Source organism: Cyanobium sp. ULC065, assembly GCF_977927515.1.
In genome coordinates this window covers 2,850,957-2,875,030 of the sequence record NZ_OZ376393.1, presented here as the reverse complement: position 1 = coordinate 2,875,030, position 24,074 = coordinate 2,850,957, and the positions used below count along the sequence as shown (strand labels likewise).

Sequence of the window (24,074 nt, the reverse complement as noted above, 5' to 3'; positions counted from 1 at the left end):
GATCGCGTCTCAGCACAACCCGGGGCCCGGCCTGATTGCTGGGGTGGCCGAGCTCGATCTGGAGCGTCCGCTGCGGCTGGGGATGACAGAAGCGATCTGGGGCCAGGACAAGAGCGCCGCACAGATGGCCGCCATCCTGCTGCGGCTGGCCCAGACCGCCCAGACCGTTCTGGTGACGCGCGTGAGCGACGAGAAGGCTGCCGCTGTGGCCGTTCTCTGCCGAGAGGCGCTGCCGCCGCTACCGGCAGAGCGGGCTCTGGCCTATCACCCGATCGCCCGCTGCCTGACGCTCGGCCTGCAGGAGGGCAGCAGCGAGCCGCCCGTGGCTGCCACGCCGTCGGTGGCGGTGGTGTGCGCCGGCAGCAGCGATCTGGCTGTGGCCCAGGAGGCGGGCCTGGCCCTGCGCTGCCACGGCATTGCCCACGACCTGGTGGTTGACGTGGGCGTGGCGGGACTGCAGCGCCTGCTCGGCAAGCTGGAGCGGCTGCGGCGTGCCCGCGTGTTGATCGTGTGCGCCGGCATGGAAGGGGCCCTGCCCACCGTGGTGGCCGGGCTGTTGCCCCAGCCGGTGATCGCCGTGCCGGTGTCGGTGGGCTACGGCGTGAGTGCAGGCGGCATGGCGGCGCTGCACGGCATGCTCGCCAGCTGCGCGCCAGGGCTTGCCGTGGTGAACATCGACAACGGCTACGGCGCCGCCATGGCCGCTCTGCGCATCCTCAACACAAGGGAACAGGGCGATAACTGAGCGGGTTGCCAGCTCAAGCGGTTGAACCGGCTGTGGCCGACAGCCGGTTCAACTGATGGGATCGAGCGGGTGCAGCCGTTGCTTGGCCTTTGCAGGGGTTGAACGGCTATGGCTGTGTGGCGCGTGCAGCCGTGGCTGAGGCTCAGAGGTGCTGCAGCTGTGGGTAGGCGGTAAGCAGTTCCTCGGTGCTGAGCACTTCGCCCTCGCCTTCGGGCTGCCAGATCACTTCGAGGGCCAGCAGATCAGTGGAGCTCACAGCTCCCAGCACGCCAAGCGCGTTGCGGAGGTCGTCGGCAGTGCTGGCGGATTTGATCGGGATGCGGCCGCGGCTGGCCACCAGCAGGGTGATGGCGATGAAATCGCTGGTGGCATCGGCGTTGCCCACCGGCGCGGCGGCATCCTGGAAGCGCTTGCCGCCCACATTGGAGGTGACCTCGCGGCGCAGCTTGCTGCGCTCTGTCATCGAGAGGCGGTTGAAGGTGGTTTCGGCGCTGGGAAAGGGCACCTGACCCACTTCCACGTTGGCGTACACCCAGAGATCGGGGTTGCGCAGCAACGACAGGGTGGTTTCCTGCAGCACCCGCTGCAGGCCGGCGCTGCTGCCGGTGTCCGCCTGTGCCGCCAGGCGGCGCAGGTCGCTCTGCAGATCGCGGGCTGTGGCGAGCAGTCCCATCTGCAGCTGCGCCACTGCCACGGGGCCGTCCGCGCGGGGAGCGACCATCGCCCCGCCGCCATTGCCGCCGGTCAGCGCGCCGCCACCCCCACCGCGCAGGGTGTTGGCGATCACGCCCACGATCGCCATCAGGACCAGGAAGCCGAACAGGCCGCCGCCGCCGAAGCCGAAGATCGGGATCAGGAAGGGGAAGCCGATGCCGCCGCCGAAGCCGCCACCGCCGCCCCGGTAGCCGCCACCCCCGAAGCTCCCGCCACCACCGCCGCTGAAGTTACGCGGCATGGAGGGGGCGGAACGGAAACTGCCGCCGCCGATGCGGCCACCGCTGGCGGCCTGGCTCGGCTGCGGCGCAGCGAACATCACCAGGGTGCTGAGCAGGAACGGCAGCACCAGCCAGGCCGACAGGCGCAGGCGCCCCGCGCTGGCACGGCCGGTGGCTTGGGGAGAGGACACGTCAGTTGCCGCTGCGAATGGCTCGAATCTAGGAACCACCCCCCACGATGGTGACGACTTCCAGAACGTCTCCATCGTTGAGGGTCTGCTCCGGCCAATGCCGCCGGGCCAGCACCGTGCCGTTGAACTCGACCACCACCAGGCGGGGCTCGTAGCCGAAGTTCTTCAGCGCCTCCTGCAGGCTGAGACCTGCCTGGCACTGGCGGGCCTCACCGTTGAGTTTCAGAGAGAGGGTCACGGCAGCGGAAGGGCGAAGAGGTGGTGGAGGCGACGGAGTTCAGGGCAGGGGTGGTGAGGGAAATGGTGCTGAGTGAAGTGGTGGCAGGGCAGCCAGAAGCTCGCGGCTGGCCGCCGCCGGATCGGGGGCCTCCATGATCGCGCGCACCACCGCCACGCCCCTGGCGCCGGCCGCCAATACCGGCGCGAGCGTGGCGGCCTCGATGCCGCCGATGGCGAAGAAAGGCAGCGGGCTCTCCGCCGCGGCCTCACTGAGATAGGCGAACCCCACCGGCGCGCGGCCGGGCTTGGTGGGTGTGGCATGCACGGGCCCCACCCCCACGTAGTCACAGCCATCGGTCACGGCCTGGCGCAGCTGCTCGATGCAGTGGGTGCTGCGGCCGATCAGGCGCTCCGGCCCGAGCAGGCGACGGGCGATCGCCGGTGGCAGATCCCCCTGGCCCAGGTGCACGCCATCGGCGTCCACCGCCAGGGCCAGATCCACCCGGTCGTTCACCAGGAACAGGGCGCCATGGCGAGCGCAGAGCCGGCGCAGGGCGGTGGCTTCGGCGAAGCGCTGGCTGTCGTCGGCCTGCTTGGCCCGGTACTGCACCAGGCGGACCCCCGCCTCCAGGGCAGCCGCCACCGTGGTTTCGAGAGCTTCAAGGGTCTGGCAGGGGCTGGTGATCAGATACAGCCGGCAGGAGGCCAGCTGCTGACGGCGGTGGCCCAGGCCCGCCGTGGCCTGCAGCACGGCCACTTCCAGGTCGTAGGCGAGGTAGCGGAGCGCTGAGGCCTCAGCCGCCAGCTCCGGATCACTGCTGCGGCCGAATTCCTCAAGCACCCGCAGGGCTTCCTGCACCCGGGCGGCATTGGCCCCCAGCACTGCCGCCGAGCCAAGCCGCTGCTGCTGGGCCGGATGGGCCAGGCCCGCCGCCGGATCGGTGGCGCTGTGGCGCGCCTGCTTATAGATGTCCTGATGGCGCCGGCCGAGCCGCTGGCGCATGTCCTTGCTGCGGGTCACCAGGTCGTCGCGGCCGAGGCCGAAGCGGCACCAGTCTTCGATCACCCGCAGCCCCTCCCGGGCCCGGTCGAGGTTGGCGTCCAGCAGGCGCAGCACGGCCGGCTCCGCCAGCTGTGGAGCGGAGGCAGAGGAAGGGAAGTCCATCGGTACAGAGGCAGGGATAGGGCGGGCAACGGTGAGGCCGCGAGGCGGCGGGCCCGTGAGGCAATGAGACGGCGTGGAGGTGAGCCAGTGAGGCGTCGAGCCAGCCAGGTGGTGGCAAGTGGGCGGACAGCGCCGTGATGGCGCGGCGGGAATGGGGGGACGGGACGGAATGGGCTCGTTAGGGTGGGGGACCATTCCCAGAGCCCATGAATTCCGGCGGCGGCGACAGCCCGATGTGGGTGCTGGTTTCAGGGATTCTGCTGCTGGGCGGCATCGCGGCCTTCATCAGCTGGGGCCTCACGAACGCCTATCCCGCCGGCTGATCTGGCCACCGCCGCCTCAAGCACGCGCTCGGGCATCAGCGCCCAGGCCTGCTCGGCATCCCGGCCGATCTGGGCCTTGAGGGCCTCCAGGCTCTCGAACCGCTGCTGGGAACGCAGCAGCTCCAGCGGCTGCACCTCCAGCACGTGCCCCTCCAGCTCGATCTGGCGATCCAGCAGGTGCACCTCCACCGCCGAGGGCGCCAGGGGGTCCACCGTGGGCTGCGGCCCCAGATTCATCACCGCCGCCATAGGGCCGCCACCCTGGGTCCAGGCCAGGGCGGCATACACCCCCTCCAGCGGCAGGAACTTGCGCCCGTCCACCGCCAGGTTGGCCGTGGGCCAGCCGAGCGTGCGGCCCAGCCGGCGCCCGCGCCCCACAGTGCCGCTGAACCGGTAGGGACGCTCCAGCAGCCGCCCGGCCTCATCGATCCGGCCAGCGGCCAGGGCCCTGCGGATGCGGCTGCTGCTCACCCGCTCGCTGCCATCCCACAGCATCGGCAGCACCGACACCTTCAGGCCGTGCTGGGCGCCGATCGCGACGAGGGCAGCCGCATCACCGCAGCGGTTCACGCCGAAGCGGAAGTTCTCTCCCACTGCCACCTCGCGGCACTGCAGCGCCGCCACCAGAATCCGTTCGACGAACTCCTGCGGTGTGAAGCAGGCGAGCTCGCGGGTGAAGGACACCATCACCAGCTGGCGGATGCCGAAGGGTTGAAGCAGCGAGAGCTGCTCGCTGGGCAGATCGAGGCGCAGGCGGGGCTCGCCATGCAGCAGCTCGCGGGGATGGGGCCAGAAGCTCACCACCGTGGGCACCAGGCCAGCGGTGGGGGCGGCAGCGATCGAGGCGATGACCCGTTGGTGACCCTGGTGCAGGCCGTCGAAGCTCCCAAGGGCGACGGCGGTGGGGGTCAGGGCATCCTGGGGAGATCGCAGCGGTATCAACTGTCCAGACGGTTCCCGCGGGGGTCCATCCTTCCACGCGGCGCCGGGCGCTGTGGCCCGGCGGTCAGGGCCTCGCAGCACGGGTGGCCGGCCATGCCAAGTTTGTTGCCATTCGCCTTTCCCCGCGCAAGCGCCGCCGATGGCCGATCGCCTCGATCTCCAGCTGGTATCCGCGGCGGTGCGTCGCATGGCCTGGATCCGTTTCTGGACCCAGGTGGTGCTGTCCGTGGTGGTGGTGGGGGTGCTGATCTTCAACAACATCGGCACCCGGCTGATGGCCAACACCCAGCGGGCCCTGGGACTGGGCCCCGGGCTGTCGCTCACGACGCTGTCGTTTTTCGTGCTGCTCTGGAGCCTCTGGCAGGGCTGGCTGATGGTGCGCTGCGGCCGCGCCCTGGCCAGCCCGGTGCGGCCCAGCCGCGGTGAAACCGGCCGGCTGATCAAGCGCAGCGTGCTGGGCGATCTGCTGGGCCTCACCCTGGCAGCAGTGGGCTACCAGGCCCTGGCCGGCAGCCTGTTCGTGCAGGCCTCCATGCAGGTGCCCGGCTTCTTCGGCGCCCAGATCACGACGCCTGGCGGCACCGGCAGCAGGGTGATGGGCCTGCCGATCACCTCGATCGAGATGCTCTCAGTGCTGAGCAACACCCAGGTGCTGTTCGCCCATCTGGTGGGCCTGCTGCTCAGCCTGTGGCTGCTGCAGCGGGTCTACAGGCCGCTGCCGTCAGAGCGGCCCGGCTGAAAGGGACCCCTGCACCAGCAGGGGATCGAGTGCCGCAAGCTGCGACAGCGCCCCACGCCAGAACAGTTCCGGCTGCAGCGGCGTGAGCGCCGCACCACCGCTGTGCACCTGCTCCACATCCGTGGGCCAGTCGCGCGGGCCGGCGGTGGCCGCCTCCAGATCGTTGACCACCTCACCAGCGAGCCAGTAATAGGTGCGGCCGCGCGGATCGGTGCGGCAATCGAACTGATCCACGTAGCGGCGCACCGCCGGACGGCACCAGCGCACCGGGCCGATCGCAGCGGCGGGCTGGGCCGGCACGTTCAGGTTCAGCAGCAGGCCTTCGGGCCAGCCACCGGCGAGCATCTGCTCGGCCACCTCCAGCGCCAGCCCCGCCGCCGGGCCGAACTCGCGCCAGTCGAAGCAGGCGCTGCTCACCGCCAGCGCCTTAAGGCCCTCCAGGGTGCCCTCCATCGCCGCCGACACCGTGCCGGAATAGAAGACATCGCTGCCCAGGTTGGGGCCGTGGTTGATGCCGGAGAGCACCAGATCGGGCGGTTCCGCCAACAGGCGGCCCAGGGCCAGCTTCACGCAATCGGAAGGGGTGCCGCTGCAGGCCCAGGCCACCACCCCTTCAGCGAACAGGGCATCGGCCCGTTCCGCCCGCAGCGGGGTCTGCAGCGTGAGGCCGTGGCCGGTGGCGGAGCGTTCCTGGTCGGGGCAGACCACCGTGACCCGATGCCCCCGGGCGGCGGCGGCATTCGCCAGGGTGCGGATGCCCTCGGCGAACACCCCGTCGTCGTTGCTGATCAGGATGCGGAGGGGATGCATCGGCGCGAGCACAGCGGCGGCAGAGGTGGAGGGATCCAGCCTGGCGGCAACCTAGGCGGCCCGGATCCGTACAGTCGAGCCGCTACGCCACCCCTCCGTGAGCGCCACGATCACCCTCCAGCAGCTCACCGATCAACTCGATGCCCTTGAGGCAGAAGCGGCTGCCGAGGTGCGGGCAGCTCCCGCCGCCGCCGACCTGGAGCAGTTGCGGGTGGCGCTGCTGGGCAAGAAGGGGCGGCTTTCGGCGGTGCTCGGCGCCATGGGCAAGCTCTCGGCCGAGGAGCGGCCGCTGGTGGGACAACGGGCCAACCGGCTCAAGGAGCAACTGCAGGCCCTGCTGGGCGAGCGGCTGGAGGCGCTGCGCGAGGCCGCCATGGCCGAGAAGTTGCGCGGCGAAAGCCTCGATGTGACCGCACCGAGCCGCTACGTGCCCGCCGGCCACCGCCATCCACTGATCACCACCACCGAGGAGATCGTCGACATCTTTGCGGGCCTCGGTTATCGGGTGGAGGAAGGCCCGGAGGTGGAGACCGACCACTACAACTTCACCGCGCTCAACATCCCGCCCCACCACCCGGCGCGGGACATGCAGGACACCTTCTATCTGACGGCCAGCACCCTGCTGCGCACCCACACCTCACCGGTGCAGATCCGCCATCTGGAGCAGAACCCACCGCCGGTGCGGATCGTCGCGCCGGGGCGCGTGTACCGACGGGATGCGGTGGATGCCACCCATTCGCCGGTGTTTCACCAGGTGGAGGTGCTGGCGATCGACGAAGGGCTGGATTTCAGCCACCTGCGCGGCACGGTCACCACCTTTCTGCAGGCCTTCTTCGGCGACCTGCCGGTGCGGTTCCGCGCCAGCTACTTCCCCTTCACCGAACCCTCCGCCGAGGTGGACGTGCAGTGGCGCGGCCGCTGGCTGGAGGTGATGGGCTGCGGGATGGTTGATCCGGCGGTGCTGGAGGGGCTGGGACTGGACCCCGAGCGCTGGAGTGGCTTCGCCGCCGGACTGGGGGTGGAGCGCTTCTGCATGGTGCGCCACGGCATTGATGACATCCGCCGCCTCTACACCAGCGATCTGCGCTTCCTCGAACAGTTCTGACCCTGCGGAGTGCCCGCCAGGATCCCCACACCAGCACCACCACTGAGAGCCGGACCCCCCTCATAAACTCTCAAAACCCCTGCGCGCGATCGGTGCCCTGCGTCGGACTGATCGTCAACGACGGCAAGGCTGTGGCCGTCCGCACCGCCGATGCGATCGAGGCGCGCTTCATCGCCGCCGGCAGCACGGTGGTGCGTGTGAGCAGTTCCGGCGGCATGGTGGGCTTCGCCAACCCCGACACGCACCTGCGCAGCCTCGGCTACGCCGCCTGCGTGCCGTCCAGTTTTCATGGGGCAATGCAACTGGCGGTGGTGCTCGGCGGGGATGGCACCGTGCTCTCCGCCGCCCGCCAGACGGCCCCGATCGGGGTGCCGATCCTGACGATCAACACCGGCCACATGGGCTTCCTGGCCGAGGCCTACCTCAACGAGCTCGATGCGGCCCTCGACCAGCTGCTGCAGGGCAACTGGACGGTGGAGGAGCGCACCATGCTGGTGGTGAGCGTGATGCGGGGGGAGCATCGCCGCTGGGAGGTGCTCTGCCTCAACGAAATGGCCCTGCACCGGGAGCCGCTCACCAGCATGTGCCACTTCGAGATCGCCATCGGCCGCCACGTGCCGGTGGACATCTCGGCCGACGGGGTGATTCTCTCGACCCCCACAGGCTCCACCGCCTATGCCCTCTCCGCCGGCGGTCCGGTGATCACCCCCGACTGCCCGGTGCTGCAGCTCACCCCGATCGCGCCCCATTCATTGGCGTCCCGCGCCCTGGTCTTCAGCGACCGGGAGCCGGTGACCGTGTTCCCCGCCACGCCCGAGCGGCTGATGATGGTGGTGGACGGCAGTGCCGGCTGCTACGTGTGGCCGGAAGACCGGGTGCTGATCCGCCGCAGTGAACATACGGCCCGCTTCGTGCGACTGCAGGACCACGAGTTCTTCCAGGTGCTGCGCAACAAGCTGGGCTGGGGCCTGCCCCATGTGGCCAAACCCGACAGCCATGAGCACGGCGGCGGCGGCCCGCGCCCGGAGATCGGGGATGAGCGGGCGTGAGCCAGCCGTTGATCCTGCTGATCGGCCCGGAGGCCGAAGCGATGGCGCCGCGGCTCGAAGCCTCCGGTTACAGCACCGCCCTGGCGGGCTCCCTGCCCGAGCCCGCCGCCGCGGTGCTGCTGTCTGGGGAGATCGGCGCTCTCAGCATTCCTGCCCTGCGGCTCACGATGGAGCAGGTGCCCCTGCTGCTCGACATCGTCGAGGACAGCGTGGAGGGCCGCTCCGAGTGCCTCAGCGCCGGTGCCAATGATTTCTGGCTGTCGTCGGCCGGTGCCAGCGATCTGCTGACGCGGCTGCGGCTGATCCTGCAGCGGCGCGTGCAACCCCTGCCGATCAAGGCCGTCCTGGAGGTGGCCGATCTGCGGCTCGACCCCACCCTCAAACGCGTCCAGCGCGGCAACCGCGTGCTCACCCTCACGGGCCGTGAATACCGGCTGCTGGTGCTGCTGGTGCGCCAGGCGGGCGAGGTGCTGAGCCGCGAGCAGATCCTGCGGGAAGCCTGGGACGACCAGACCGAAGCTGCCAGCAACGTGGTGGAGGTGTATGTGCGCTACCTGCGCCAGAAGCTCGAGGAAGGGGGTGAGCGCCGCTTGATCCATACGGTGCGGGGGCGGGGCTACTGCCTCTGCGATCGTCAGCTTCCCAGCGGCAAGCCGGCGCCATGACACCCACCCCCCTGCGCTCCAGCGGTCAGAGGCCCGCAGCCTTGACGGCCCTCAGTGGTCCCTTACGAGTGATCGGGCGGGGGGCCTTGCTCCGGGTGATGGGGCTGGGCGTGCTGGCGGTGGTGGTCGGGCCGGTTGGGGTCATAGGGGCCGCTGCGGCCGGCGCGGCATCCACTGCGCAGGGGCCCCCGCAGTTTCTGCCGCTGGAAGCGGAATGGTGTCTGGAGCATCCCGCCAGGCCTGGTGGCTGCATTCAGCTGGAGGTGCCGCGCAGCGTGCGCCAGATGGCCCTGGGGTTGATGGAGCGGCCCCCGCTCGGCCCGTTGCGGGGCATGTGGTTTCGCTTTGATCCGCCCACACCGGTGAGCTTCTGGATGCACCGTGTTCCCCAGCCACTCGACCTGATCTACCTGCGCCAGGGGCGGGTGATCGCCATCGATCCAGCCGTGCCGCCCTGTCCACGCCTGCCATGCCCCAGCTACGGGCCGGCGGAACCCGCCGATGGGGTGGTGGAGCTCCAGGCTCACGAAGCCCAGCGGCTCGGGATCGTGGTGGGCAGCCCGGCACCCCTGCGCTGGCTCCCCGGCCGGGGTGCTGGCCGCTGATCGGTGCGTGGCGAACCACAGACCGAAAAGAGTAAGCACTGATCTCTGAGCACTGATTCTCTGAGCACGGAGCGCTTCGTCGCTGAACGGTGAGCGCTGAACAGTGCGGACCGAGCGTCAAGCACAGAGCGGCTGCATCAGGGAAAGCTGGGGCAAGCAGCTCAGCGGATGCGCAGGATTGGATTGGCGGAAGTGGGCCCGTTGCCGTTGGCCGCCCTGCCGACCGCCTTTGCCTGGAGCCGCCGCCTGCAGGCCGTACCGCCGCGCTCAGGCCCCGGCCACTGAGCGGCGCCCTTTCAGCACCAGCACCGGGTTGAGCGGCGCCAGGCGGGTGCCGTCGGCCAGGGGCGCACCGCGCCAGGCCTGGTGCTGGCTCACACCCACCTCCAGCTGGCCCCGTTCCAGGACCGGCCGCAGCTCCGCCAGCGCCTCCACGGTGGCCAGCGGGATCACCACCACACCGCCGGGCCGCAGGCGCTGCAGCACGGCCGCCAGCAGTGCGGCGCGGCCGCGGCCGCCACCCCCGATCAACACGCGGTCGGGGTCGGGCAGGGGGGAGGGGTGCTCGCCAGGAGCGCAGGCCGCCAGCGCCTCCAGCTCCAGCACGCCGGCGGGCCGCACCCCCAGCCGCTCGGCATTGGCCTGGATCAGCGCCGCCGAGCCGCCGCGCCGCTCCACCGCCCACAGCTGCAACTGGGGCCGCAGGCGCAGGGCCTCCAGGCCGATCGAGCCCACCCCGGCCCCCAGATCCCAGAGCACGCCCTCGGCCGGCAGCTCCAGGTCAGCCAGCAGCTGGATCCGCACCTCCCGCTTGGTCATCAGGCCGGGCCGATCGGGATGCTGCAGCCAGAGGCCGTCATCGAGGCCGAACAGGGGCAGGCCGGCCGGATCGGGAGCGGCCGGGGGCTCGGCGATCAGCAGCACCAGGTGCAGCGGATCGAGATCACTGGGCAGGGGTGCGGTGGGGGCCAGCCGCATCAGCCGCTCCTGCGGATGTCCCAGCCGCTCGGCCAGCCACAGGCTGTAGGCGGCCTCCAGGCCGCTGGCCCGCAGGAGGTGGCGCACCTCTTCGGCACCGCCACGGGAGGGGTCGGTGAGCACCGCCAGCGCCGCCGGTCGCTGCTGAAGCCGCTGGGCCAGGGGTTCCGTCTCGCGGCCATGCAGGCTCACCCAGCCGGCGTCCTGCCAGGGGCGGCCCAGGCGCGCGAAGGCCAGCTGCAGGCTGGTGGGCGCCGGATGGAAGTGCAGGCGCTCCGGCGGAATGTGCTGCAGCAGCAACCGGCCGATGCCGAACCAGAGCGGATCGCCGCTGGCCAGCAGCACCACCGACTCGCCAGCGGCAAGGGCCTGCTGCAGGGCCGCGAGCAGCGGCTCGGGCTGGTCGCTGGCCAGCAGACGCGGGGGCTTCCAGGCGAGGGTGGGGCGGGTGGTGGCCTCGATGGCCTCACCGGGCTCGACGGCCTCGGCAGTTTCAGTGGCCGCAGCTGCCTGCGCTGCCCAGGCGGCCAGCCGGGCCTCAAGGCCGGGATGCAGCCGGGACGGTGCCGCCAGCAGGGACGCCCCCCGCACCAGCTCCAGCGCCGCCGCGGACAGGGAGGCGAGGCCGCCCGCGTCAGTGCCGATCACCTGCAACGGCGGGCCTTGCTGCCGCCGGCCGGCCTGCGGGTCGCTGCTCATGCCGGCAGGGCGGCGAGGGAATCCGGCCATGATGGCCGCCCCCCCGTTCCGCCATGGCCGAGCCGCCCGATGCCGCGATCCGCAGCCGTCGCCAGCGGATCCACGAACTGGTGCTGGCCCTGCTGGCGCAGCAGGGGGATCTGGAGCTGCTCGACGGCGATGGGGCCGCCCTCAGCGGCAACCCGGGCGAAGCCGGCCAGTGGCTGGAGCGCAACCGGCGGGTGGTGGCCCGCTACCAGGCCCTGGTGCGCTCGGCCGTCACCCTCGACGCCCTGATCGACCAGGACAGCAACGGCCAGCTCTGACAAGCTGGCCCCACCTTGTGCAGCACCATGGCGCGCTTCGGCTTCTCCGCTCTCCAGACGCTGCTGGGACGCGGGGGCGGCAAGGAGGGGTGGCAGGCGCCGCCGGCCAGCTGGCAGCGGCCCTTCGGCCTGGGCTGGGACTCGCCCTATACGGTGCGCTACGCCAGCAACCTGGACGATGGCCCCTGGCACGGCATGCCGCTGGGCGGCTTCGGCGCCGGCTGCATCGGCCGCAGCTCCGCCGGCCATGTGAATCTCTGGCACCTCGATGGCGGTGAGCATTGGTTCGGCACCCTGCCCGACTGCCAGTTCGCCCTGTTCGAAAGCGACGGCACCACACCGCTGGCCATGGCGCTGGCCACGGCGCCGGAGCAGGACGACTCCCGGCCGGGCTCCGGCGAGAACCCCCTGCCTGCCTGGCAGTGGTACCCGGCCAGCAGCGCCGAGCAGCAGACCGGCACCTACGCCGCCCGCTACCCGCTCAGCTGGTTCCAGCACAGCGGCGTGTTCCGCGCCGGTGTCTGCTGCGAAGCCTTCAGCCCGATCCTGCCGGGCGACTACGCGCGCAGCAGCTACCCGGTGGCCGTGTTCCGCTGGCTGCTCAGCAATCCCACCGAAGCGCCGCTGGACCTCTCGCTGCTGGTGAGCTGGCGCAACACCACCGGCTGGTTCACCAACACTGATCCCAGCGCCGCCGTCACCTTCCGTGATGACGGCAGCCCCGAGCACAGCTACGTGCCGGCGATCGGCCATGGCGCCGGCCAGCGCAACCGGCAGGTCAACCAGCCCGGCCTGAAGGGGGTGCTGCTGGAGGGGCCGATCAGCACGCCGATCGCCGAAGGGGAAGGCCAGTGGTGCGTGGCGGTGCCCGACGACCTGCCCGGCGTGGAGGTGCTGCGCTGCAGCCGCTGGGATCCCACCGGCAGCGGCGCCGAGATCTGGGCCCCGTTCGCCCGCAACGGCTCCATTCCCGCCAGTGACAACGACCGCCGCAGCAGCGCCGGCGAACAGGCCAGTGCGGCCATCGCCCTGCGGCTGCGGCTGGAGCCCGGGGCCACGATCGAGCTGCCGGTGGTGATCAGCTGGGACCTGCCGGTGACCGCCTTCGCCAGCGGCCAGCAGGCGCTGCGCCGCTACACCGATGTGTTCGGTGGGAGTGGCACCAATGCCACGGCGATCGCCGCCGAGGCCCTGCGCGACTGGCCCCAGTGGCGCGAGGCGATCGAGGCCTGGCAGCAGCCGGTGCTGGAGCGCAGCGACCTGCCCGAGCCGATCCGCATGGCGCTGTTCAACGAGCTCTACGACCTCGCCAGCGGCGGCAGCCTCTGGACCGCCGCCACCCCCGCCGACCCGGTGGGCCGCTTCGGGGTGCTCGAGTGCCTGGATTACGCCTGGTATGAAAGCCTCGACGTGCGCCTCTACGGCTCCCTCGCCCTGCTGCAGCTCTGGCCCGAGCTCGACAAGGCGGTGCTGCGCAGCTTCGCGAGGGCCATCCCCGCCGCCGACGCCACGCCACGACCGATCGGCTGGTACTTCACCCAGGGCAAGGGGCGGGTGGAGGCGGCCCGCAAGCTGGCGGGGGCCACGCCCCACGATCTGGGCGCTCCGAACGAGCGGCCCTTTGATGCCACCAACTACACCGCCTACCAGGACTGCAACCTCTGGAAGGACCTGGCCAGTGATTTCGTGCTGCAGGTGTGGCGCACCTTCCAGCTGGCGCCCACCGGCAGCGACCTGCGCTTCCTGGCCGACTGCTGGCCCGCCGCGGTGCAGGCCCTGCAGTACCTCAAGACCTTCGACATCAACGACGACGGCCTGCCCGATAACGGCGGCGCGCCGGACCAGACCTTCGACGACTGGGCGCTGCAGGGGGTGAGCACCTATTGCGGCGCCCTCTGGATCGCGGCACTGGAGGCGGCCCTGGCGATGGGGCAGCGGCTGCAGCTGGATCTGGGGCTCGACACCAGCGCGGAGCAGCGGCAGTTCAGCGACTGGCTGGAGCAGTCGCGGGCGAACTTCGACCGCCTGCTCTGGAACGGCGAGTACTACCGCATCGATGCCGGCAGCGGCACGCCGGTGGTGATGGCCGATCAGCTCTGCGGCGACTTCTACGCCCGCCTGCTGAACCTGCCGCCGGTGGTGAGCGACTCCAATGCGCTGTCCTCGCTCACGGCGATCCGCGAGGCCTGCTTCGAGCGCTTCGAGGGCGGCAGTCTCGGGGTGGCCAATGGCCTGCGCCGCGACGGCACGCCGCTCGACCCCAACGGCACCCACCCATTGGAAGTGTGGACCGGCATCAACTTCGGCCTGGCCGCCTACTACCGGCTGATGGGCCAGACCGGCACCGCCTTGGCGATCACCGGCGCCGTGGTGCAGCAGGTGTACGACGGGGGGCTGCAGTTCCGCACCCCCGAAGCCCTCACCGCCGCAGGCACCTTCCGCGCCTGCCACTATCTACGGGCGATGGCGATCTGGGCTCTGTGGGCTACACACACCCAGTGGCAACCGATTCCGGGCAGTGCCCGTCAGTCATGAGCAGCCCCCTGCACTTCCGGGCGCTCACCCTCGCGCTTTCCTTGCTGCTGGCCCTGGGCGCACTGGCTGGCCTGATCGGCCTGGCCCCAGCGGCCTTCGCCCAGATTCACAGCCATCCCGACGAAAACGGCGCGCCGGTGGTGCGCAGCCTCGAGAGCCTGCGGGATCTCGACGACCAGAGCTGGCAGCTGGTGGGCTACCGGCAGGGGCCACCCGGCGGCCCGCTGCGCCTGCGCATCGTGGGCTACCCGGGCAAGTTGCGCCTCGATCACCCCACCCCGCTGGCGGTGCGCTCCGGGGTGTTCCAGTGGGAGCTCGCCGATCTCACCCTCGCCAATCCCCAGCTCACAGCCGATGCCCGGGCGGCAGCGGCCGAATTCGATCTGGCGCCGCTGCTGGCCGACCTCGACCGCGACCGGCCGCTGCGGCTGCGGCTGCGCGGCGGGTTCACCGATCTGCTGGTTCCTCCCTACGTGGTGGCTGAATGGCGGCAGCTGCCGGACGCGCCCCTTTGAGCGCGGCGCCGGCTGACTCCGGCCACCGCCCCTGGCTGGCCTGGATGGACCGGGCGCTGCAACTGGCTGCCCTCGGCCGGGGCCGCACCAGCCCGAACCCGATGGTGGGCGCCGTGGTGCTCAGCGCCGACGGCACCCTGGTGGGGGAGGGCTTCCATGCCGCCGCCGGGCAGCCGCATGCGGAGGTGGGGGCGCTGGCCCAGGCCGGTGCGCGGGCCCGCGGAGGCACCCTGCTGGTGACCCTGGAGCCGTGCTGCCACCACGGCCGCACGCCGCCGTGCAGCGAGGCCGTGATCGCCGCCGGCATCCGCCGGGTGGTGGTGGCGATGGAGGATCCCGATCCGCGCGTGGCGGGCGGTGGCCTCGCCCGGCTGCGGCAGGCGGGGGTGGAGGTGATCGGCGGGGTGCGTCAGGCGCAGGCCCTGGAACTCAATCGCGCCTTCGTGCACAGGGTGCTCAACGGCAGGCCGCTGGGCCTGCTCAAGTGGGGCATGAGCCTCGACGGGCGCACCGCCCTGCCCAGCGGGCAGAGCCAGTGGATCACCGGCCCCGCCGCCCGCGACTGGGTGCACCGTCTGCGGGCCCGCTGCGATGCCGTGATCGTGGGCGGCGGCACCGTGCGGGCCGACAACCCGTTGCTCACCAGCCGCGGCCGGCGCCAGCCCGAACCGCTGCGGGTGGTGCTCAGCCGCCAGCTGGAGCTGCCCGGCCTGCCAATGCAGCTCTGGAACCAGGCGCAGGCCCGCACCCTGGTGGCCCATGGCCCGGAGGCACCGCACCAGCGCCGTGAGGCCCTGGCGGCCCTCGGTGTGGAAACGCTGGAGCTGAGCGCCTGCGAACCCCGGCCGCTGCTGGAGGCCCTGGCTGGACGCGGCTGCAACCAGGTGCTGTGGGAATGCGGGCCCAGCCTGGCGGCGGCCGCCCTGCGGCAGGCTTGCGTGCAGCGGCTGGCGGTCGTGATCGCGCCGCGGTTGCTTGGTGGGGCGGCCGCCCGCACGCCGCTGGGTGATCTGGAGCTGGCGGACCTGGCGGAAGCCCGGCTGTGGACGGGCCAACAGCTGAGCCGCTGCGGGCCTGATCTGCTCTGGGAGCTGGTGGCGCCGGAGCCTGATCCATAAATCGCCGGAGCCTGATCCGTAGGGTGTCGGGCAGCCACCACGGCCGCCATGCCGGTGCCTGCCCTGCTGCCCCCCCGCTTCCCGATACCGATCGCCGGCCTGCTGCTGGCGGTGGCGGTGTGGGTGGCCTTGCAGCTGATCGGCACACGCCTGCGGCGGGATTCCCTGGCCCGGGCCCTGCTGATGCGCAGCCGGCTCAGCCTCTGCCTGACGATCCTGCTGGCCAGCGTGGGCTGGTGGGTGGCCACGCTGATCGGCACCGAGCTGCTGCCGCTGCCGCGCGGCGGGCTGGAGGTGCGCGACGGGCTGATCGTGATCGGCCTGGTCTGGACGGTGCTGCGCTGCAAGGGGGAGCTGCTGCGCCGGGTGGACACCTACTCCAAGCAGGTGTTCCCGAACCTGCCCGAGCGCGACCGCCTGTTCCTGTTCGACCTGGCCGACAAGCTGATCGCGATTCTGGTGGCGGTGATCATCACCCTGGAGCTGCTGCGGCTGCTCGGCACCCCCACGGCGTTGCTCGCCACCGCCGGCGGCTTCGGGGCGGCGGCCCTCGGCTTCGGCGCCAAGACGATCGTGGAGAACGCCCTCAGCGGCATCAGCCTCTACATCAACCGCCCCTTCGTGGTGGGGGATTTCATCCGCATCCCCTCCGAAGAGCTGACCGGCACCGTGGTTCAGATCGGCTGGTTCTACACCCAGCTGCGCGATCCCGAGCGGCAACCGGTGTTCATTCCCAATGGCCTGTTCACCACCCAGCCGGTGATCAACATCGCCCGCATCGATAACCGCAGGATCTGGATCGATTTCGGCGTGCGCTACGAAGATCGCCCTGTGCTGGAGGCGATCATCAACGCCCTGCAGCACCAGCTGGCCGCCGATCCCGCCATCGATCACGACAAGACCCTGGCGGTGCACTTCGTGGGCTACGGCGAGTCCAGCCTGCAGTTGCGGCTGCTCTGCCACGCCAGCGATGGCGACATGGCCACTGCCTGGGACCTGCAGCAACGGCTGCTGCTGCAGATCGGCCGGGTGGTGGAGGAGCACGGTGCCCAGATGCCAGCTCCGCTCCACTCCCTGCTCAAGACTTGAGCCGCTGCCCTCCCACCATGCCGCTCACCTTCGAGGAACTCCAACAGCAGCTGCGGCCCGCCTGGGGGGCGCTGGATGTGGGCGCCAGCGATGGCCTCGATCCCCAGGGCTGCGATCTGCTGGTGGTGCCGTCGTTGAGCCTGGACCAGAACCAGATCGATCTGGTGGCCGGCGCTCACCACTACGAGGAGCGGCAGCTGTTCTCGCTGATCAGCCTGCGGCATCCCGGCGTCCAGGCCGTGTACCTCACCAGCAAGCTGCTGCCCGATCTGGTGGTGGATGCGGTGCTGGAGCTGCTGCCGGGGGTGCCCGCCTCCCACGCCCGGCGCCGGTTGCAGCTGTTCGACACCGACGACGCCTCGCCGCGGCCCCTCACCCAGAAACTGCTGGAGCGGCCCGCCCTGCTGCAGCGCATCCGCGAGCGGCTGCGGCCAGGCCGCAGTTTCATGACCTGCTTCAACGTGACGCCACTGGAGAAGGAACTCTCGGTGCGGTTGCAGGTACCGCTGCTGGGCACCGATCCCGGCCTGGGGCGCTGGGGCAGCAAGGCGGGCAGCCGCGAGCTGTTCCGCCGCTGCGGGGTGCCCCATCCGGCCGGCAGCGCGCTGGTGCACGATCTCGACGCCCTCAGCGAGGCCACCGCTGCCCTGTGGGAGGCCCATCCGGATCTGGAGCGGGTGGTGGTGAAGCTGAACGAAGGCTTCAGTGGCGAAGGCAACGCCCCGCTGGAGCTGGGGCCGCTGCAGCTGGCGGAACGCAGTGGCGGCGAACGGCGCCGGCTGCTGCGTCAGGTGCTGGAGGTGCTGCCGATGCCGCCGCCCCAGTGGCAGCAGTTGCTGGTGGAGCAGGGGGCCCTGGTGGAGGCCTGGCTGCAGGGGGGAGAGGCGCTCAGCTCACCCAGCGTGCAGGGCACGATCCACCCGGGCGGGCAGGTGGAGATGCTCTCCACCCACGAGCAGATCCTCGGCGGTCTGAACGGGCAGACCTATCAGGGCTGCCGCTTCCCCGCCGACACCGCCTACCGGGAGGCGCTGCTGCGCCATGGGCGGGCGGTGGGGGAAGCGCTTGCGCAGGAGGGCGCGCTGGAGCGCTTCGCGGTGGATTTCATCGCCCGCCGCTTCGCTGAGCAGTGGGATGTGCAGGCGATCGAGGTGAACCTGCGCAAAGGGGGCACCACCCATCCGTTCATGGCCCTGCGCTACGCCACCAACGGCAGGATCGATCCGGTCAGTGGCGTGTTCCATTCGCCCACGGGCCAGGAGCTCTGCTATGTGGCCACCGACAACCTTTGCGATGCCCGCCTGCGCGGTCTGTTGCCGATCGACCTGATCGACATCGTGGCCGTGGCGGGGCTGCACTTCGATCCCGCGGAGCTGCGCGGCAGCCTGTTCCACCTGCTGGGTTGCCTGTCCCAGTACGGCAAGCTCGGCATGACTTGCATCGGCCATGACGCCGCCGAAGCCAGTCGCCTCTACCAGGCCACAGCCGAGCGGTTGATGCAGGGCGCGCAGGCGCTGCGGCGGGAGCCACACCCCGGCACACGCTGAGGTGGCCACATCAGCGGCAGCGCGGCCCGGCGCGACAACCCTCTGCGAAAGGCCCGAAAATGGAGCATCCCTGTGCCTTTTCCATGGAAGCCCGCTGGAACGACTGCGTGATCGCCTCCAGTGACGACATCGTCAAGCTCGAAGGCAATGCCTACTTCCCGCCGCAGGCCCTGCGGCCGGAATGCTTCCGCCCCTCCACGCACCGCAGCGTTTGTGGCTGGAAGGGGGAAGCCCACTACTACGACGTGGTGGTGGGAGACCAGGTGAACGTCAATGCCGCCTGGTTCTACCCGTCGCCCAAGCCAGCCGCGGAGGAGATCGCCGGACGGGTGGCCTTCTGGAAGGGCGTCAGCGTGGCCTGAACGCTGAAGCCAACGCGGGCAGCTGGGGCAGCGGCAGCCCGTGGGGGCCGTAGGCCCGCTGCAGGTGGTGGACCAGCCCTGGCTCCGGCGTCCAGCGCAGTTCCGTGATCAGCGGTTCACCCGGCAGGCGCGGGTTGGTGGTTTCCAGCTGCAGGTTCGCCTCCAGCTGCCAGAGCTCCCGGCTGCCGCCGGCGGGCTGGCGACGCACCCGATGGGGCGCTGCCGGCGCCTCCTCCTGGATGCCGGGGCGGGCTTCCACCACCAGCACCACGGCTTCGAGGCGCTCGGCGCCGTGCCGCACCACCACCCGCCGGCGCCGCTCGCCGTGCACGAGGCAGAGCTCGGTGAGACAGCTCCAGGGGCCGACCTTGTCGGGGCCGAGGCTCCAGTGCCCCTGTGGGGAGATCTCCATCTCGGCGGGAGGCTCCTCAAACCGCATCGTGGCCACCCGGCCGGTGTGGCGGTAGGTGAGGGCGGCCTCCACGTTGCCGTCCACCTCCCGCACCTCCAGTCCGGTGGGAAAGCGCTCAGCTTCGATCCCTGCACCATCCAGCCGGATGAAGGTGCCCTCCCACAGCCCGGCGCTGGCATCGAGAAGGATCTGGCGCTGCGATCGGAGCATGGGGCGCTGATGAGGCCACCCATGCTGGCAAGCGCGGCGCTGGCCGCGTGAGTGGCGGCACTGAATGGCCTGCGCCGTGGTGCGGCCATGGCTGGTGGCTTCGTTACGCAGCAGGCCTGCCTACCATCGGGGAATCATCGTGATTCCGAGGCCCGCGCCTGAGCCTTCAACTGCTGCTGACCTGCAGCCCCCTTCTCCGTCCCCCCACGGCTTCGGCGGCAGCCGCCCCCCAACGATGACCCCGTTCGTCACCGCTTCCACCCAACCTGGCGCCAATGCGCCGGGCCCGAGGTCACGTGCTGCGGCTGCGCAGAGCAGGCCTTCTGTTGCCGCCCAGCCACAAGCAGGCCAGGCCCTGCCATCCCGCCGCGTGCGCCGCTCCGATTTCATCCTCACCCCCTATTGCCGCAGCGACGACCGCATCGCTGCCTGGCAGCTGGTCAACACCGTGGTGCCCTACCTGTTGCTGTGGGCGCTGGTGATGAGGCTGCTGGCAGCAGGTCAGCCTTGGCTGTGCGCCCCGTTGCTGGTGGTGATGGTGCTGTTCTCCGGGCGGTGCTTTTCGCTGATGCACGATTGCGGCCACCGCTCGCTTTTCCGCACCGCCTGGATGAACCGGGGCGCGGGCTTCCTGCTGGGTGTGATCAATGCCATTCCGCAGCATCCCTGGTCGGAAGGGCACGCCTATCACCACCGCCACAACGGCAACTGGGAGCTCTACCGCGGCCCATCGGCGCTGATTTCGGTAGACGAATTCCTCAACCTCTCAGCCGGCCAGCAGCGTTTTTACCAGTTTCTGCGTCACCCGCTGATGCTCTTTCCCGGTGGCTTCTTCTATCTGGTGATCAAGCCCCGCGTGGCCCTGTTGCTTGGCAGTGTGGATGCGCTGCGCCATGCGGCGCGCACCTGGCGCCAGAACCCGCGCACGCCCCTGAACAAACTGCTCAGCACCCACACCTCAAAGCACTGGTATTCCTCTTCCCAGTTTGTTGATCTCCTGCTCAACAACATCTGCGTGATCAGCGGCTGGGTGCTGCTCTCCCGTTGGCTGGGGGCCGGACGTTTCTGGAGTGTGTATTCGATTGTGATGGCCTGCTCGGCGGCGCTGTTCATCTGCATCTTCTTCGTGCAGCACAACTTCGAAACCTCCTATGCCCATCGCACCGAGGGCTGGAGTGGCTTAACCGGCGCTCTCGATGGCACGAGCCTTTTGTTATTGCCGCCGATCCTGAACTGGTTCACCGCCGACATCGGCTTCCACAACATCCATCACCTCTGCGAAACGATCCCGAACTACCGCCTGCGGGCCTGCCACGAACGCAACGCAGAGCACCTGAAACACGCCCAGGTTCTGCACATCCGCGACATACCGGATTGCTTCAAGTTCGTCCTGTGGGATCGCAACCGTGATCGCCTGCAGTCGGTGGCGGCCGCCCTCGCGGAAGCGTTGGCCGGCGCCGCCGGGCCACAGGCTCCAGTGATTGAGGCAAGGGCCTGAGGGGGGGCACCTCCCTCAGGGTCAGGGCGTCAGCCCGAACGACGGCGTCGGCCTCAACCCCCGGGCCGGGCTTCAGAAAATGATTGGTTCAGCAACCCGACGCTGTCAGGCTGACGGCATTGCTTGGGCGCCAATCGCGTTGATTGATCCCGGCACCAGGGCGTGGCTCCTTGATTCCTCTGGACGCCGATAACGGCGCCCGTTTCGGAGGATGTGCTCGGTGCTCAGCGCTCGCCGAGCAGCTCAGCCCAGCTGAGTGGCTGGTGGGCGCGCTCCTTGCTGCGACGCGCTTTCGAGGCCATGGAGGCCAGGCCGGCGAAGTGGCTGGCGCGATCAATGCAGCAGAACAGGGCGCTGGTGGCGGCCGGGGCCGGCACTACCTGGCGGCGGGCCGATCGGGTGGTACGTGTCGCCGGGCTGGTGGTGGTGGGCAAGGTGGTGATGGTCATGGAAACAGTGGGCACGAAAAAACGAGTCAAGGAAAACGGGTCAAGAACGTTGGATGAAGTGACAAAGCGGGGCGTGGAAACGCCCAGGAGCAAGGAGCAAGCACGGCACGGACCCAGAAAGCCCGGGCTTGACGCAGAAACACCGGATCCGGCCACGAGGCGCCGTTGGATCCAGTCACCGAACAAGCCGCCTCACGCGCTGGGTGAGAAAGGGCCATCAAGGGAGGAAGGCCGGAGCCGGATTGACCATGAGCAGAGGAAGACCGGAATCCCGGAAAGCCATGCAGCTCTTGCCTGGCGCTGAAGCCAGGCGATGAAACAGGTGGGTTGAGCCAGCTTGGAGGAAGCCGCTGAAACAAACCGTTGAATGAATCGGCCCCTCGCGGAGCTTCGGCCGACACCTCACCGTACACCTTCAAGGGAATTCCACAATGCTCCGGATCGGATCGGCTGCTGGTGGGGGGCCCGGGCAGATCAGATCCAATCAGATCCAATCAGATCAGCTCTGGGTGCCGTGGATCTCCCTTGAACGGGCCGCACACCTGCGAGGTGATCCAGCCACCGTAGAAGCCTCCGGGTTGCGGCGTCACCTGCTCACCATCGAGGAAACAGGCGTCCATCAGGGCCGGATAGAAGCTGAACCAGCCGGCCAGTTCACGGAACGCCGGCGTGGGATCTGTGTAGGTCCAGCCGGCACGGCGCAGGCGCCGCTCGTCCAGCACCACATCCACGTAGGTGGCCAGCCCCTTCCACTCGCAGAAGCTGCGGCCCGGCACCGCCTCCAGCAGCTCCAGCTCCACGGCCTCCGGTGGTAGGTAGACCGTGGGGGGATGGAAGGTTTCCTTCACCAGCAGGGAGCGGTGGCTGTCGGCGAGCCGCCTGCCCAGGGCCTGCACTTCCACATGGGCTGTGCTCGCCACGAGGGCGGGGGGACGGGGATAGTCAGCGACGCGCTCCATGGTCCTGGCTGTGCTCCCGTCAGTGTGATGGCTCAGAACTTGCCCCGCAGCAGCAGCAGCGCGCCGAGGAAGAGCGGCACGTTGATCACCGCCGCGATCACCAACACGGCACTGGCCCAGCCTGGCTGGTGAATGGCGGCGGCAGCCAGCAGGAAGCTGCCGTCCACCACCACCAGCGAGCCCATCCAGGCGAGCGGAAACCGAATCGACCCCTGACGCTGCTGGGGCTCGGCGCCCATAGGAGGGGGCGTGAGCGGGGACAAAGGTGGAGATGGGGATGGAGCCAGCGGATCCTTGAACGAGGGGTTGTTGGAGGAAGCAGGAGCGGCCATGACGTTCCGGGGAAACTCCCAACTTCGAGAAAAACAATGGCAACGCTGGTCAAGTCTGGGCAGCCCGCCCAGCCGGCCCGCCCCAGGCGCCCCTACCCGATAGCGTCGGACGCGCCAAGGAGCGTTGGCTAACGATGCCGCTTCCAATCCTGCCGGGGCTGCAGCCGGCCCCAGGCCATCTCTCCGCTCATGCCTTCGCCCGCCGTTTCTCCCGCGGCTGCCGCTGATGGCGAACGGCTCCGGTGTGATGGTCAAACTGCAGCAGACCTTCTGGCTGCCGCTGTTGGTGGTGGCGGTGCCCTGGGGCCAGGAGCTGATCGACCAGATCTTCTTCGGCGGCCAGTGGAACCTGCCGATGCAGCCCGGTGGCTCGTTTATGGGCGTGCTCACGGCGCCGTTCAGCCACGGCGGCTTCGGCCACCTGATCGGCAACACCCTCTGGTTCCTGCCGCTGTCCTGGCTGGTGCTGCTGAAGAGCTGGCGCGACTACCTGGCGGTGTGGCTCGGGGTGTACGCCACCGCCATTCCGGTGTGGCTGCTCTGGCCCAATGGCAGCCATGGCCTTTCGGGGGTGGTGTTCGGCCTGCTGGGCTATCTGCTGGTGATCGGTTTTCTGGAGAAGCGCCCGCTGGTGTTGGCCCTGTCGCTGTTCAGCCTGGTGAGCTACGGCGGCCTGCTGCCGAGCCTGATACCCCTCTTCTCCCCACCGGGAGTGAGCTGGATCGGCCATGCGTCCGGATTCGCAGGCGGCATACTGGCGGCTGGGGCGATCTACCGGGAGCCCGCACCAGGACCGAGGCTTTAGGGCCTGTCCTTCGCAATGCCCTTTCCCCTTCGACTCTGCGCTTGTTCTGATGTCCTGCCCCCGCTGCGGCAGTTGGAGTGTGCGAAGGGACCGCAGCCTGGCCGGACGCATGGTGTGCGGTAACTGCAGCCTGCCGCTGGGCCCGAACGCCAGCCGCGGCGGTGCTCCCCGCTCCGGTCTGCCACGCCTGGGCGGGCTCTCCCGGCTGCGGTCGTGGCGCTGGACGCTGCCGCTCGGCCTGCTGCTGGTGAGTGCCTACCTGGCACAGGTGAGCGCCGATCGCCCCCAGGAGTGGCCACCCGCCACTCAGGTCCGCTGACCGTTCGTTGAACCGCTTACCCGCCCCAACCCGGCGCAGCCGCGACGTGCCAGCAGCTCTGGTTCGTGAGCGGCCGCTTAGCCGAGGATGAAGCTGCGCAGGCGGCGGGCATCGGCGCCAGCCCGCTGCTGCAGTTCAGCGGCGCTGCATTGCGACTCATCGCGTTCGCGCGCGGCGAGCACGTCGCGCTCCTCCACCGCGTAACCCTCCTGAGAGGCCAGGGCGAGGAACGCCTCCAGCTCCAGCGGTTCAGCCAGGCGCGCCTGCAGGGCCGGAGTGCGGCGGGCGTGAGCCAGGAAGGCATCGAGTTGGGCGAGGCTCACGGTGTCCGGGCGGATCGGCTCTGTCCTAACGGATCGCTGCCAAAAGAATCGGCCGACCGAGGCACTCAGGCCTCCGGCAAGCGGCCAGCCGGGAACCTTCAGTTCGATGGCGAGCGGCAAGCCCGC

Annotated in this window: 27 protein-coding genes; 16 read left to right on the top strand and 11 right to left on the bottom strand. The window is 70.0% G+C overall.

Going from position 1 to position 24,074, the window contains the following annotated elements:
* Positions 1 to 82 precede the first annotated feature (82 nt).
* Positions 83 to 745, top strand: coding sequence for a nickel pincer cofactor biosynthesis protein LarB (larB, locus tag ACXMDP_RS14325; RefSeq protein ID WP_457767236.1), 663 nt, complete (start codon positions 83 to 85; stop codon positions 743 to 745).
* A 142-nt stretch (positions 746 to 887) separates the two neighbouring features.
* Here larB and ACXMDP_RS14320 read toward each other — a convergent pair whose 3' ends face one another.
* The 4 genes from ACXMDP_RS14320 to ribF form a co-directional block, all read right to left on the bottom strand.
* Positions 888 to 1,871: a DUF1517 domain-containing protein gene (locus ACXMDP_RS14320; protein ID WP_369803013.1), complete on the bottom strand. Its 984-nt coding sequence runs from the start codon at positions 1,869 to 1,871 to the stop codon at positions 888 to 890.
* A gap of 28 nt (positions 1,872 to 1,899) precedes the next feature.
* Positions 1,900 to 2,109 carry a sulfur carrier protein ThiS gene (gene thiS, locus ACXMDP_RS14315; protein ID WP_259730240.1) on the bottom strand — a complete coding sequence of 70 codons (210 nt, stop codon included), beginning with the start codon at positions 2,107 to 2,109 and terminating at the stop codon, positions 1,900 to 1,902.
* Between the two features lie 39 nt (positions 2,110 to 2,148).
* Positions 2,149 to 3,255 (bottom strand): thiamine phosphate synthase, encoded by a 1,107-nt coding sequence (locus ACXMDP_RS14310; protein WP_259730241.1) that lies wholly within the window; start codon positions 3,253 to 3,255, stop codon positions 2,149 to 2,151.
* 248 nt (positions 3,256 to 3,503) lie between these two features.
* Positions 3,504 to 4,520: a riboflavin biosynthesis protein RibF gene (gene ribF, locus ACXMDP_RS14305; RefSeq protein ID WP_259730242.1), complete on the bottom strand. Its 1,017-nt coding sequence runs from the start codon at positions 4,518 to 4,520 to the stop codon at positions 3,504 to 3,506.
* 139 nt (positions 4,521 to 4,659) lie between these two features.
* Here ribF and ACXMDP_RS14300 point away from each other — a divergent pair, with 139 nt between their 5' ends.
* The gene (locus ACXMDP_RS14300; protein WP_259730243.1) at positions 4,660 to 5,259 is read left to right on the top strand and encodes a DUF3611 family protein; all 600 of its coding nucleotides are present in this window, start codon (positions 4,660 to 4,662) and stop codon (positions 5,257 to 5,259) included.
* On the opposite strand, the gene surE is transcribed toward ACXMDP_RS14300, so the two are convergent.
* On the bottom strand, positions 5,242 to 6,069 hold the full coding sequence (gene surE, locus ACXMDP_RS14295) for a 5'/3'-nucleotidase SurE (protein ID WP_259730244.1): 828 nt from the start codon (positions 6,067 to 6,069) through the stop codon (positions 5,242 to 5,244). The two genes, ACXMDP_RS14300 and surE, sit on opposite strands and share 18 nt — an antisense overlap.
* Before the next feature lie 97 nt (positions 6,070 to 6,166).
* On the opposite strand from surE, the gene pheS reads away from it, so the two are divergent.
* The 4 genes from pheS to ACXMDP_RS14275 all read left to right on the top strand — a co-directional run bounded on the left by pheS (position 6,167) and on the right by ACXMDP_RS14275 (position 9,493).
* Positions 6,167 to 7,174 (top strand): phenylalanine--tRNA ligase subunit alpha, encoded by a 1,008-nt coding sequence (gene pheS, locus ACXMDP_RS14290; RefSeq protein ID WP_094512622.1) that lies wholly within the window; start codon positions 6,167 to 6,169, stop codon positions 7,172 to 7,174.
* Positions 7,175 to 7,266: 92 nt separating this feature from the next.
* Positions 7,267 to 8,223, top strand: a complete 957-nt coding sequence (locus tag ACXMDP_RS14285; RefSeq protein WP_259730245.1) for an NAD(+) kinase — start codon at positions 7,267 to 7,269, stop codon at positions 8,221 to 8,223.
* Complete coding sequence (locus tag ACXMDP_RS14280; RefSeq protein WP_259730246.1) at positions 8,220 to 8,888, top strand: response regulator transcription factor; 669 nt, start codon at positions 8,220 to 8,222, stop codon at positions 8,886 to 8,888. Before ACXMDP_RS14285 ends, ACXMDP_RS14280 begins: the two co-directional genes overlap by 4 nt.
* Positions 8,885 to 9,493, top strand: coding sequence for a DUF192 domain-containing protein (locus tag ACXMDP_RS14275; protein WP_259730247.1), 609 nt, complete (start codon positions 8,885 to 8,887; stop codon positions 9,491 to 9,493). Before ACXMDP_RS14280 ends, ACXMDP_RS14275 begins: the two co-directional genes overlap by 4 nt.
* Positions 9,494 to 9,760: 267 nt before the next feature.
* Here the strand turns inward: ACXMDP_RS14275 and cbiE are convergent, their stop codons facing one another.
* On the bottom strand, positions 9,761 to 11,170 hold the full coding sequence (cbiE, locus tag ACXMDP_RS14270) for a precorrin-6y C5,15-methyltransferase (decarboxylating) subunit CbiE (protein WP_259730248.1): 1,410 nt from the start codon (positions 11,168 to 11,170) through the stop codon (positions 9,761 to 9,763).
* A 53-nt stretch (positions 11,171 to 11,223) separates the two neighbouring features.
* Between cbiE and ACXMDP_RS14265 the strand changes: the two genes are divergently transcribed.
* The 7 genes from ACXMDP_RS14265 (at position 11,224) to ACXMDP_RS14235 (ending at position 18,641) form a co-directional block, all read left to right on the top strand.
* Positions 11,224 to 11,475 (top strand): hypothetical protein, encoded by a 252-nt coding sequence (locus tag ACXMDP_RS14265; RefSeq protein WP_094512626.1) that lies wholly within the window; start codon positions 11,224 to 11,226, stop codon positions 11,473 to 11,475.
* Between the two features lie 27 nt (positions 11,476 to 11,502).
* Positions 11,503 to 14,010 (top strand): GH116 family glycosyl hydrolase, encoded by a 2,508-nt coding sequence (locus ACXMDP_RS14260; protein ID WP_259730249.1) that lies wholly within the window; start codon positions 11,503 to 11,505, stop codon positions 14,008 to 14,010.
* The gene (locus tag ACXMDP_RS14255; protein ID WP_259730250.1) at positions 14,007 to 14,525 is read left to right on the top strand and encodes a DUF3122 domain-containing protein; all 519 of its coding nucleotides are present in this window, start codon (positions 14,007 to 14,009) and stop codon (positions 14,523 to 14,525) included. The genes ACXMDP_RS14260 and ACXMDP_RS14255 overlap by 4 nt, the downstream gene beginning before the upstream one ends.
* A gap of 44 nt (positions 14,526 to 14,569) precedes the next feature.
* Entirely contained in the window at positions 14,570 to 15,643 is a 1,074-nt protein-coding gene (gene ribD / locus ACXMDP_RS14250; RefSeq protein WP_259730305.1) for a bifunctional diaminohydroxyphosphoribosylaminopyrimidine deaminase/5-amino-6-(5-phosphoribosylamino)uracil reductase RibD, read from the top strand.
* A 48-nt stretch (positions 15,644 to 15,691) separates the two neighbouring features.
* Positions 15,692 to 16,732: a mechanosensitive ion channel family protein gene (locus ACXMDP_RS14245; protein ID WP_259730251.1), complete on the top strand. Its 1,041-nt coding sequence runs from the start codon at positions 15,692 to 15,694 to the stop codon at positions 16,730 to 16,732.
* Positions 16,733 to 16,749: 17 nt separating this feature from the next.
* Positions 16,750 to 18,279, top strand: a complete 1,530-nt coding sequence (locus tag ACXMDP_RS14240; protein WP_259730306.1) for a peptide ligase PGM1-related protein — start codon at positions 16,750 to 16,752, stop codon at positions 18,277 to 18,279.
* Positions 18,280 to 18,362: 83 nt separating this feature from the next.
* Positions 18,363 to 18,641 carry a DUF427 domain-containing protein gene (locus ACXMDP_RS14235; protein WP_094512630.1) on the top strand — a complete coding sequence of 93 codons (279 nt, stop codon included), beginning with the start codon at positions 18,363 to 18,365 and terminating at the stop codon, positions 18,639 to 18,641.
* Here ACXMDP_RS14235 and ACXMDP_RS14230 read toward each other — a convergent pair.
* Entirely contained in the window at positions 18,628 to 19,263 is a 636-nt protein-coding gene (locus ACXMDP_RS14230) for a DUF3598 family protein (protein ID WP_259730252.1), read from the bottom strand. The two genes, ACXMDP_RS14235 and ACXMDP_RS14230, sit on opposite strands and share 14 nt — an antisense overlap.
* Before the next feature lie 370 nt (positions 19,264 to 19,633).
* Here ACXMDP_RS14230 and ACXMDP_RS14225 point away from each other — a divergent pair, with 370 nt between their 5' ends.
* Positions 19,634 to 20,761, top strand: a complete 1,128-nt coding sequence (locus tag ACXMDP_RS14225) for a fatty acid desaturase (RefSeq protein ID WP_259730253.1) — start codon at positions 19,634 to 19,636, stop codon at positions 20,759 to 20,761.
* Positions 20,762 to 20,985: 224 nt separating this feature from the next.
* On the opposite strand, the gene ACXMDP_RS14220 is transcribed toward ACXMDP_RS14225, so the two are convergent.
* From ACXMDP_RS14220 to ACXMDP_RS14210, 3 genes are all read right to left on the bottom strand, one after another.
* Entirely contained in the window at positions 20,986 to 21,210 is a 225-nt protein-coding gene (locus ACXMDP_RS14220; RefSeq protein WP_259730254.1) for a hypothetical protein, read from the bottom strand.
* A 494-nt stretch (positions 21,211 to 21,704) separates the two neighbouring features.
* On the bottom strand, positions 21,705 to 22,169 hold the full coding sequence (locus tag ACXMDP_RS14215; RefSeq protein WP_259730255.1) for a DUF427 domain-containing protein: 465 nt from the start codon (positions 22,167 to 22,169) through the stop codon (positions 21,705 to 21,707).
* Positions 22,170 to 22,201: 32 nt separating this feature from the next.
* Positions 22,202 to 22,408, bottom strand: a complete 207-nt coding sequence (locus tag ACXMDP_RS14210; protein ID WP_094512635.1) for a hypothetical protein — start codon at positions 22,406 to 22,408, stop codon at positions 22,202 to 22,204.
* 319 nt (positions 22,409 to 22,727) lie between these two features.
* On the opposite strand from ACXMDP_RS14210, the gene ACXMDP_RS14205 reads away from it, so the two are divergent.
* Both ACXMDP_RS14205 and ACXMDP_RS14200 read left to right on the top strand, forming a co-directional pair.
* The gene (locus ACXMDP_RS14205; protein WP_259730256.1) at positions 22,728 to 23,306 is read left to right on the top strand and encodes a rhomboid family intramembrane serine protease; all 579 of its coding nucleotides are present in this window, start codon (positions 22,728 to 22,730) and stop codon (positions 23,304 to 23,306) included.
* A 49-nt stretch (positions 23,307 to 23,355) separates the two neighbouring features.
* A complete protein-coding gene (locus ACXMDP_RS14200) occupies positions 23,356 to 23,625 on the top strand; it encodes a hypothetical protein (RefSeq protein WP_144036995.1) in 270 nt (89 codons plus the stop codon).
* A gap of 77 nt (positions 23,626 to 23,702) precedes the next feature.
* Here the strand turns inward: ACXMDP_RS14200 and ACXMDP_RS14195 are convergent, their stop codons facing one another.
* Positions 23,703 to 23,948 (bottom strand): Nif11-like leader peptide family natural product precursor, encoded by a 246-nt coding sequence (locus ACXMDP_RS14195; RefSeq protein WP_259730257.1) that lies wholly within the window; start codon positions 23,946 to 23,948, stop codon positions 23,703 to 23,705.
* Between the last annotated feature and the right edge of the window lie 126 nt (positions 23,949 to 24,074).

Excerpts from the sequence above, each read along its gene's own strand:
- larB (WP_457767236.1), top strand. The coding sequence starts at position 83 with ATGACAGAAGCGATCTGGGGCCAGGACAAGAGCGCCGCACAGATGGCC.
- ACXMDP_RS14310 (WP_259730241.1), bottom strand. The coding sequence starts at position 3,255 with ATGGACTTCCCTTCCTCTGCCTCCGCTCCACAGCTGGCGGAGCCGGCC.
- ACXMDP_RS14300 (WP_259730243.1), top strand. The coding sequence starts at position 4,660 with ATGGCCGATCGCCTCGATCTCCAGCTGGTATCCGCGGCGGTGCGTCGC.
- surE (WP_259730244.1), bottom strand. The coding sequence starts at position 6,069 with ATGCATCCCCTCCGCATCCTGATCAGCAACGACGACGGGGTGTTCGCC.
- ACXMDP_RS14275 (WP_259730247.1), top strand. The coding sequence starts at position 8,885 with ATGACACCCACCCCCCTGCGCTCCAGCGGTCAGAGGCCCGCAGCCTTG.
- cbiE (WP_259730248.1), bottom strand. The coding sequence starts at position 11,170 with ATGAGCAGCGACCCGCAGGCCGGCCGGCGGCAGCAAGGCCCGCCGTTG.
- ACXMDP_RS14265 (WP_094512626.1), top strand. The coding sequence starts at position 11,224 with ATGGCCGAGCCGCCCGATGCCGCGATCCGCAGCCGTCGCCAGCGGATC.
- ACXMDP_RS14260 (WP_259730249.1), top strand. The coding sequence starts at position 11,503 with ATGGCGCGCTTCGGCTTCTCCGCTCTCCAGACGCTGCTGGGACGCGGG.
- ACXMDP_RS14255 (WP_259730250.1), top strand. The coding sequence starts at position 14,007 with ATGAGCAGCCCCCTGCACTTCCGGGCGCTCACCCTCGCGCTTTCCTTG.
- ribD (WP_259730305.1), top strand. The coding sequence starts at position 14,570 with ATGGACCGGGCGCTGCAACTGGCTGCCCTCGGCCGGGGCCGCACCAGC.
- ACXMDP_RS14245 (WP_259730251.1), top strand. The coding sequence starts at position 15,692 with ATGCCGGTGCCTGCCCTGCTGCCCCCCCGCTTCCCGATACCGATCGCC.
- ACXMDP_RS14240 (WP_259730306.1), top strand. The coding sequence starts at position 16,750 with ATGCCGCTCACCTTCGAGGAACTCCAACAGCAGCTGCGGCCCGCCTGG.
- ACXMDP_RS14235 (WP_094512630.1), top strand. The coding sequence starts at position 18,363 with ATGGAAGCCCGCTGGAACGACTGCGTGATCGCCTCCAGTGACGACATC.
- ACXMDP_RS14230 (WP_259730252.1), bottom strand. The coding sequence starts at position 19,263 with ATGCTCCGATCGCAGCGCCAGATCCTTCTCGATGCCAGCGCCGGGCTG.
- ACXMDP_RS14220 (WP_259730254.1), bottom strand. The coding sequence starts at position 21,210 with ATGACCATCACCACCTTGCCCACCACCACCAGCCCGGCGACACGTACC.
- ACXMDP_RS14215 (WP_259730255.1), bottom strand. The coding sequence starts at position 22,169 with ATGGAGCGCGTCGCTGACTATCCCCGTCCCCCCGCCCTCGTGGCGAGC.
- ACXMDP_RS14210 (WP_094512635.1), bottom strand. The coding sequence starts at position 22,408 with ATGGGCGCCGAGCCCCAGCAGCGTCAGGGGTCGATTCGGTTTCCGCTC.
- ACXMDP_RS14205 (WP_259730256.1), top strand. The coding sequence starts at position 22,728 with ATGGCGAACGGCTCCGGTGTGATGGTCAAACTGCAGCAGACCTTCTGG.
- ACXMDP_RS14200 (WP_144036995.1), top strand. The coding sequence starts at position 23,356 with ATGTCCTGCCCCCGCTGCGGCAGTTGGAGTGTGCGAAGGGACCGCAGC.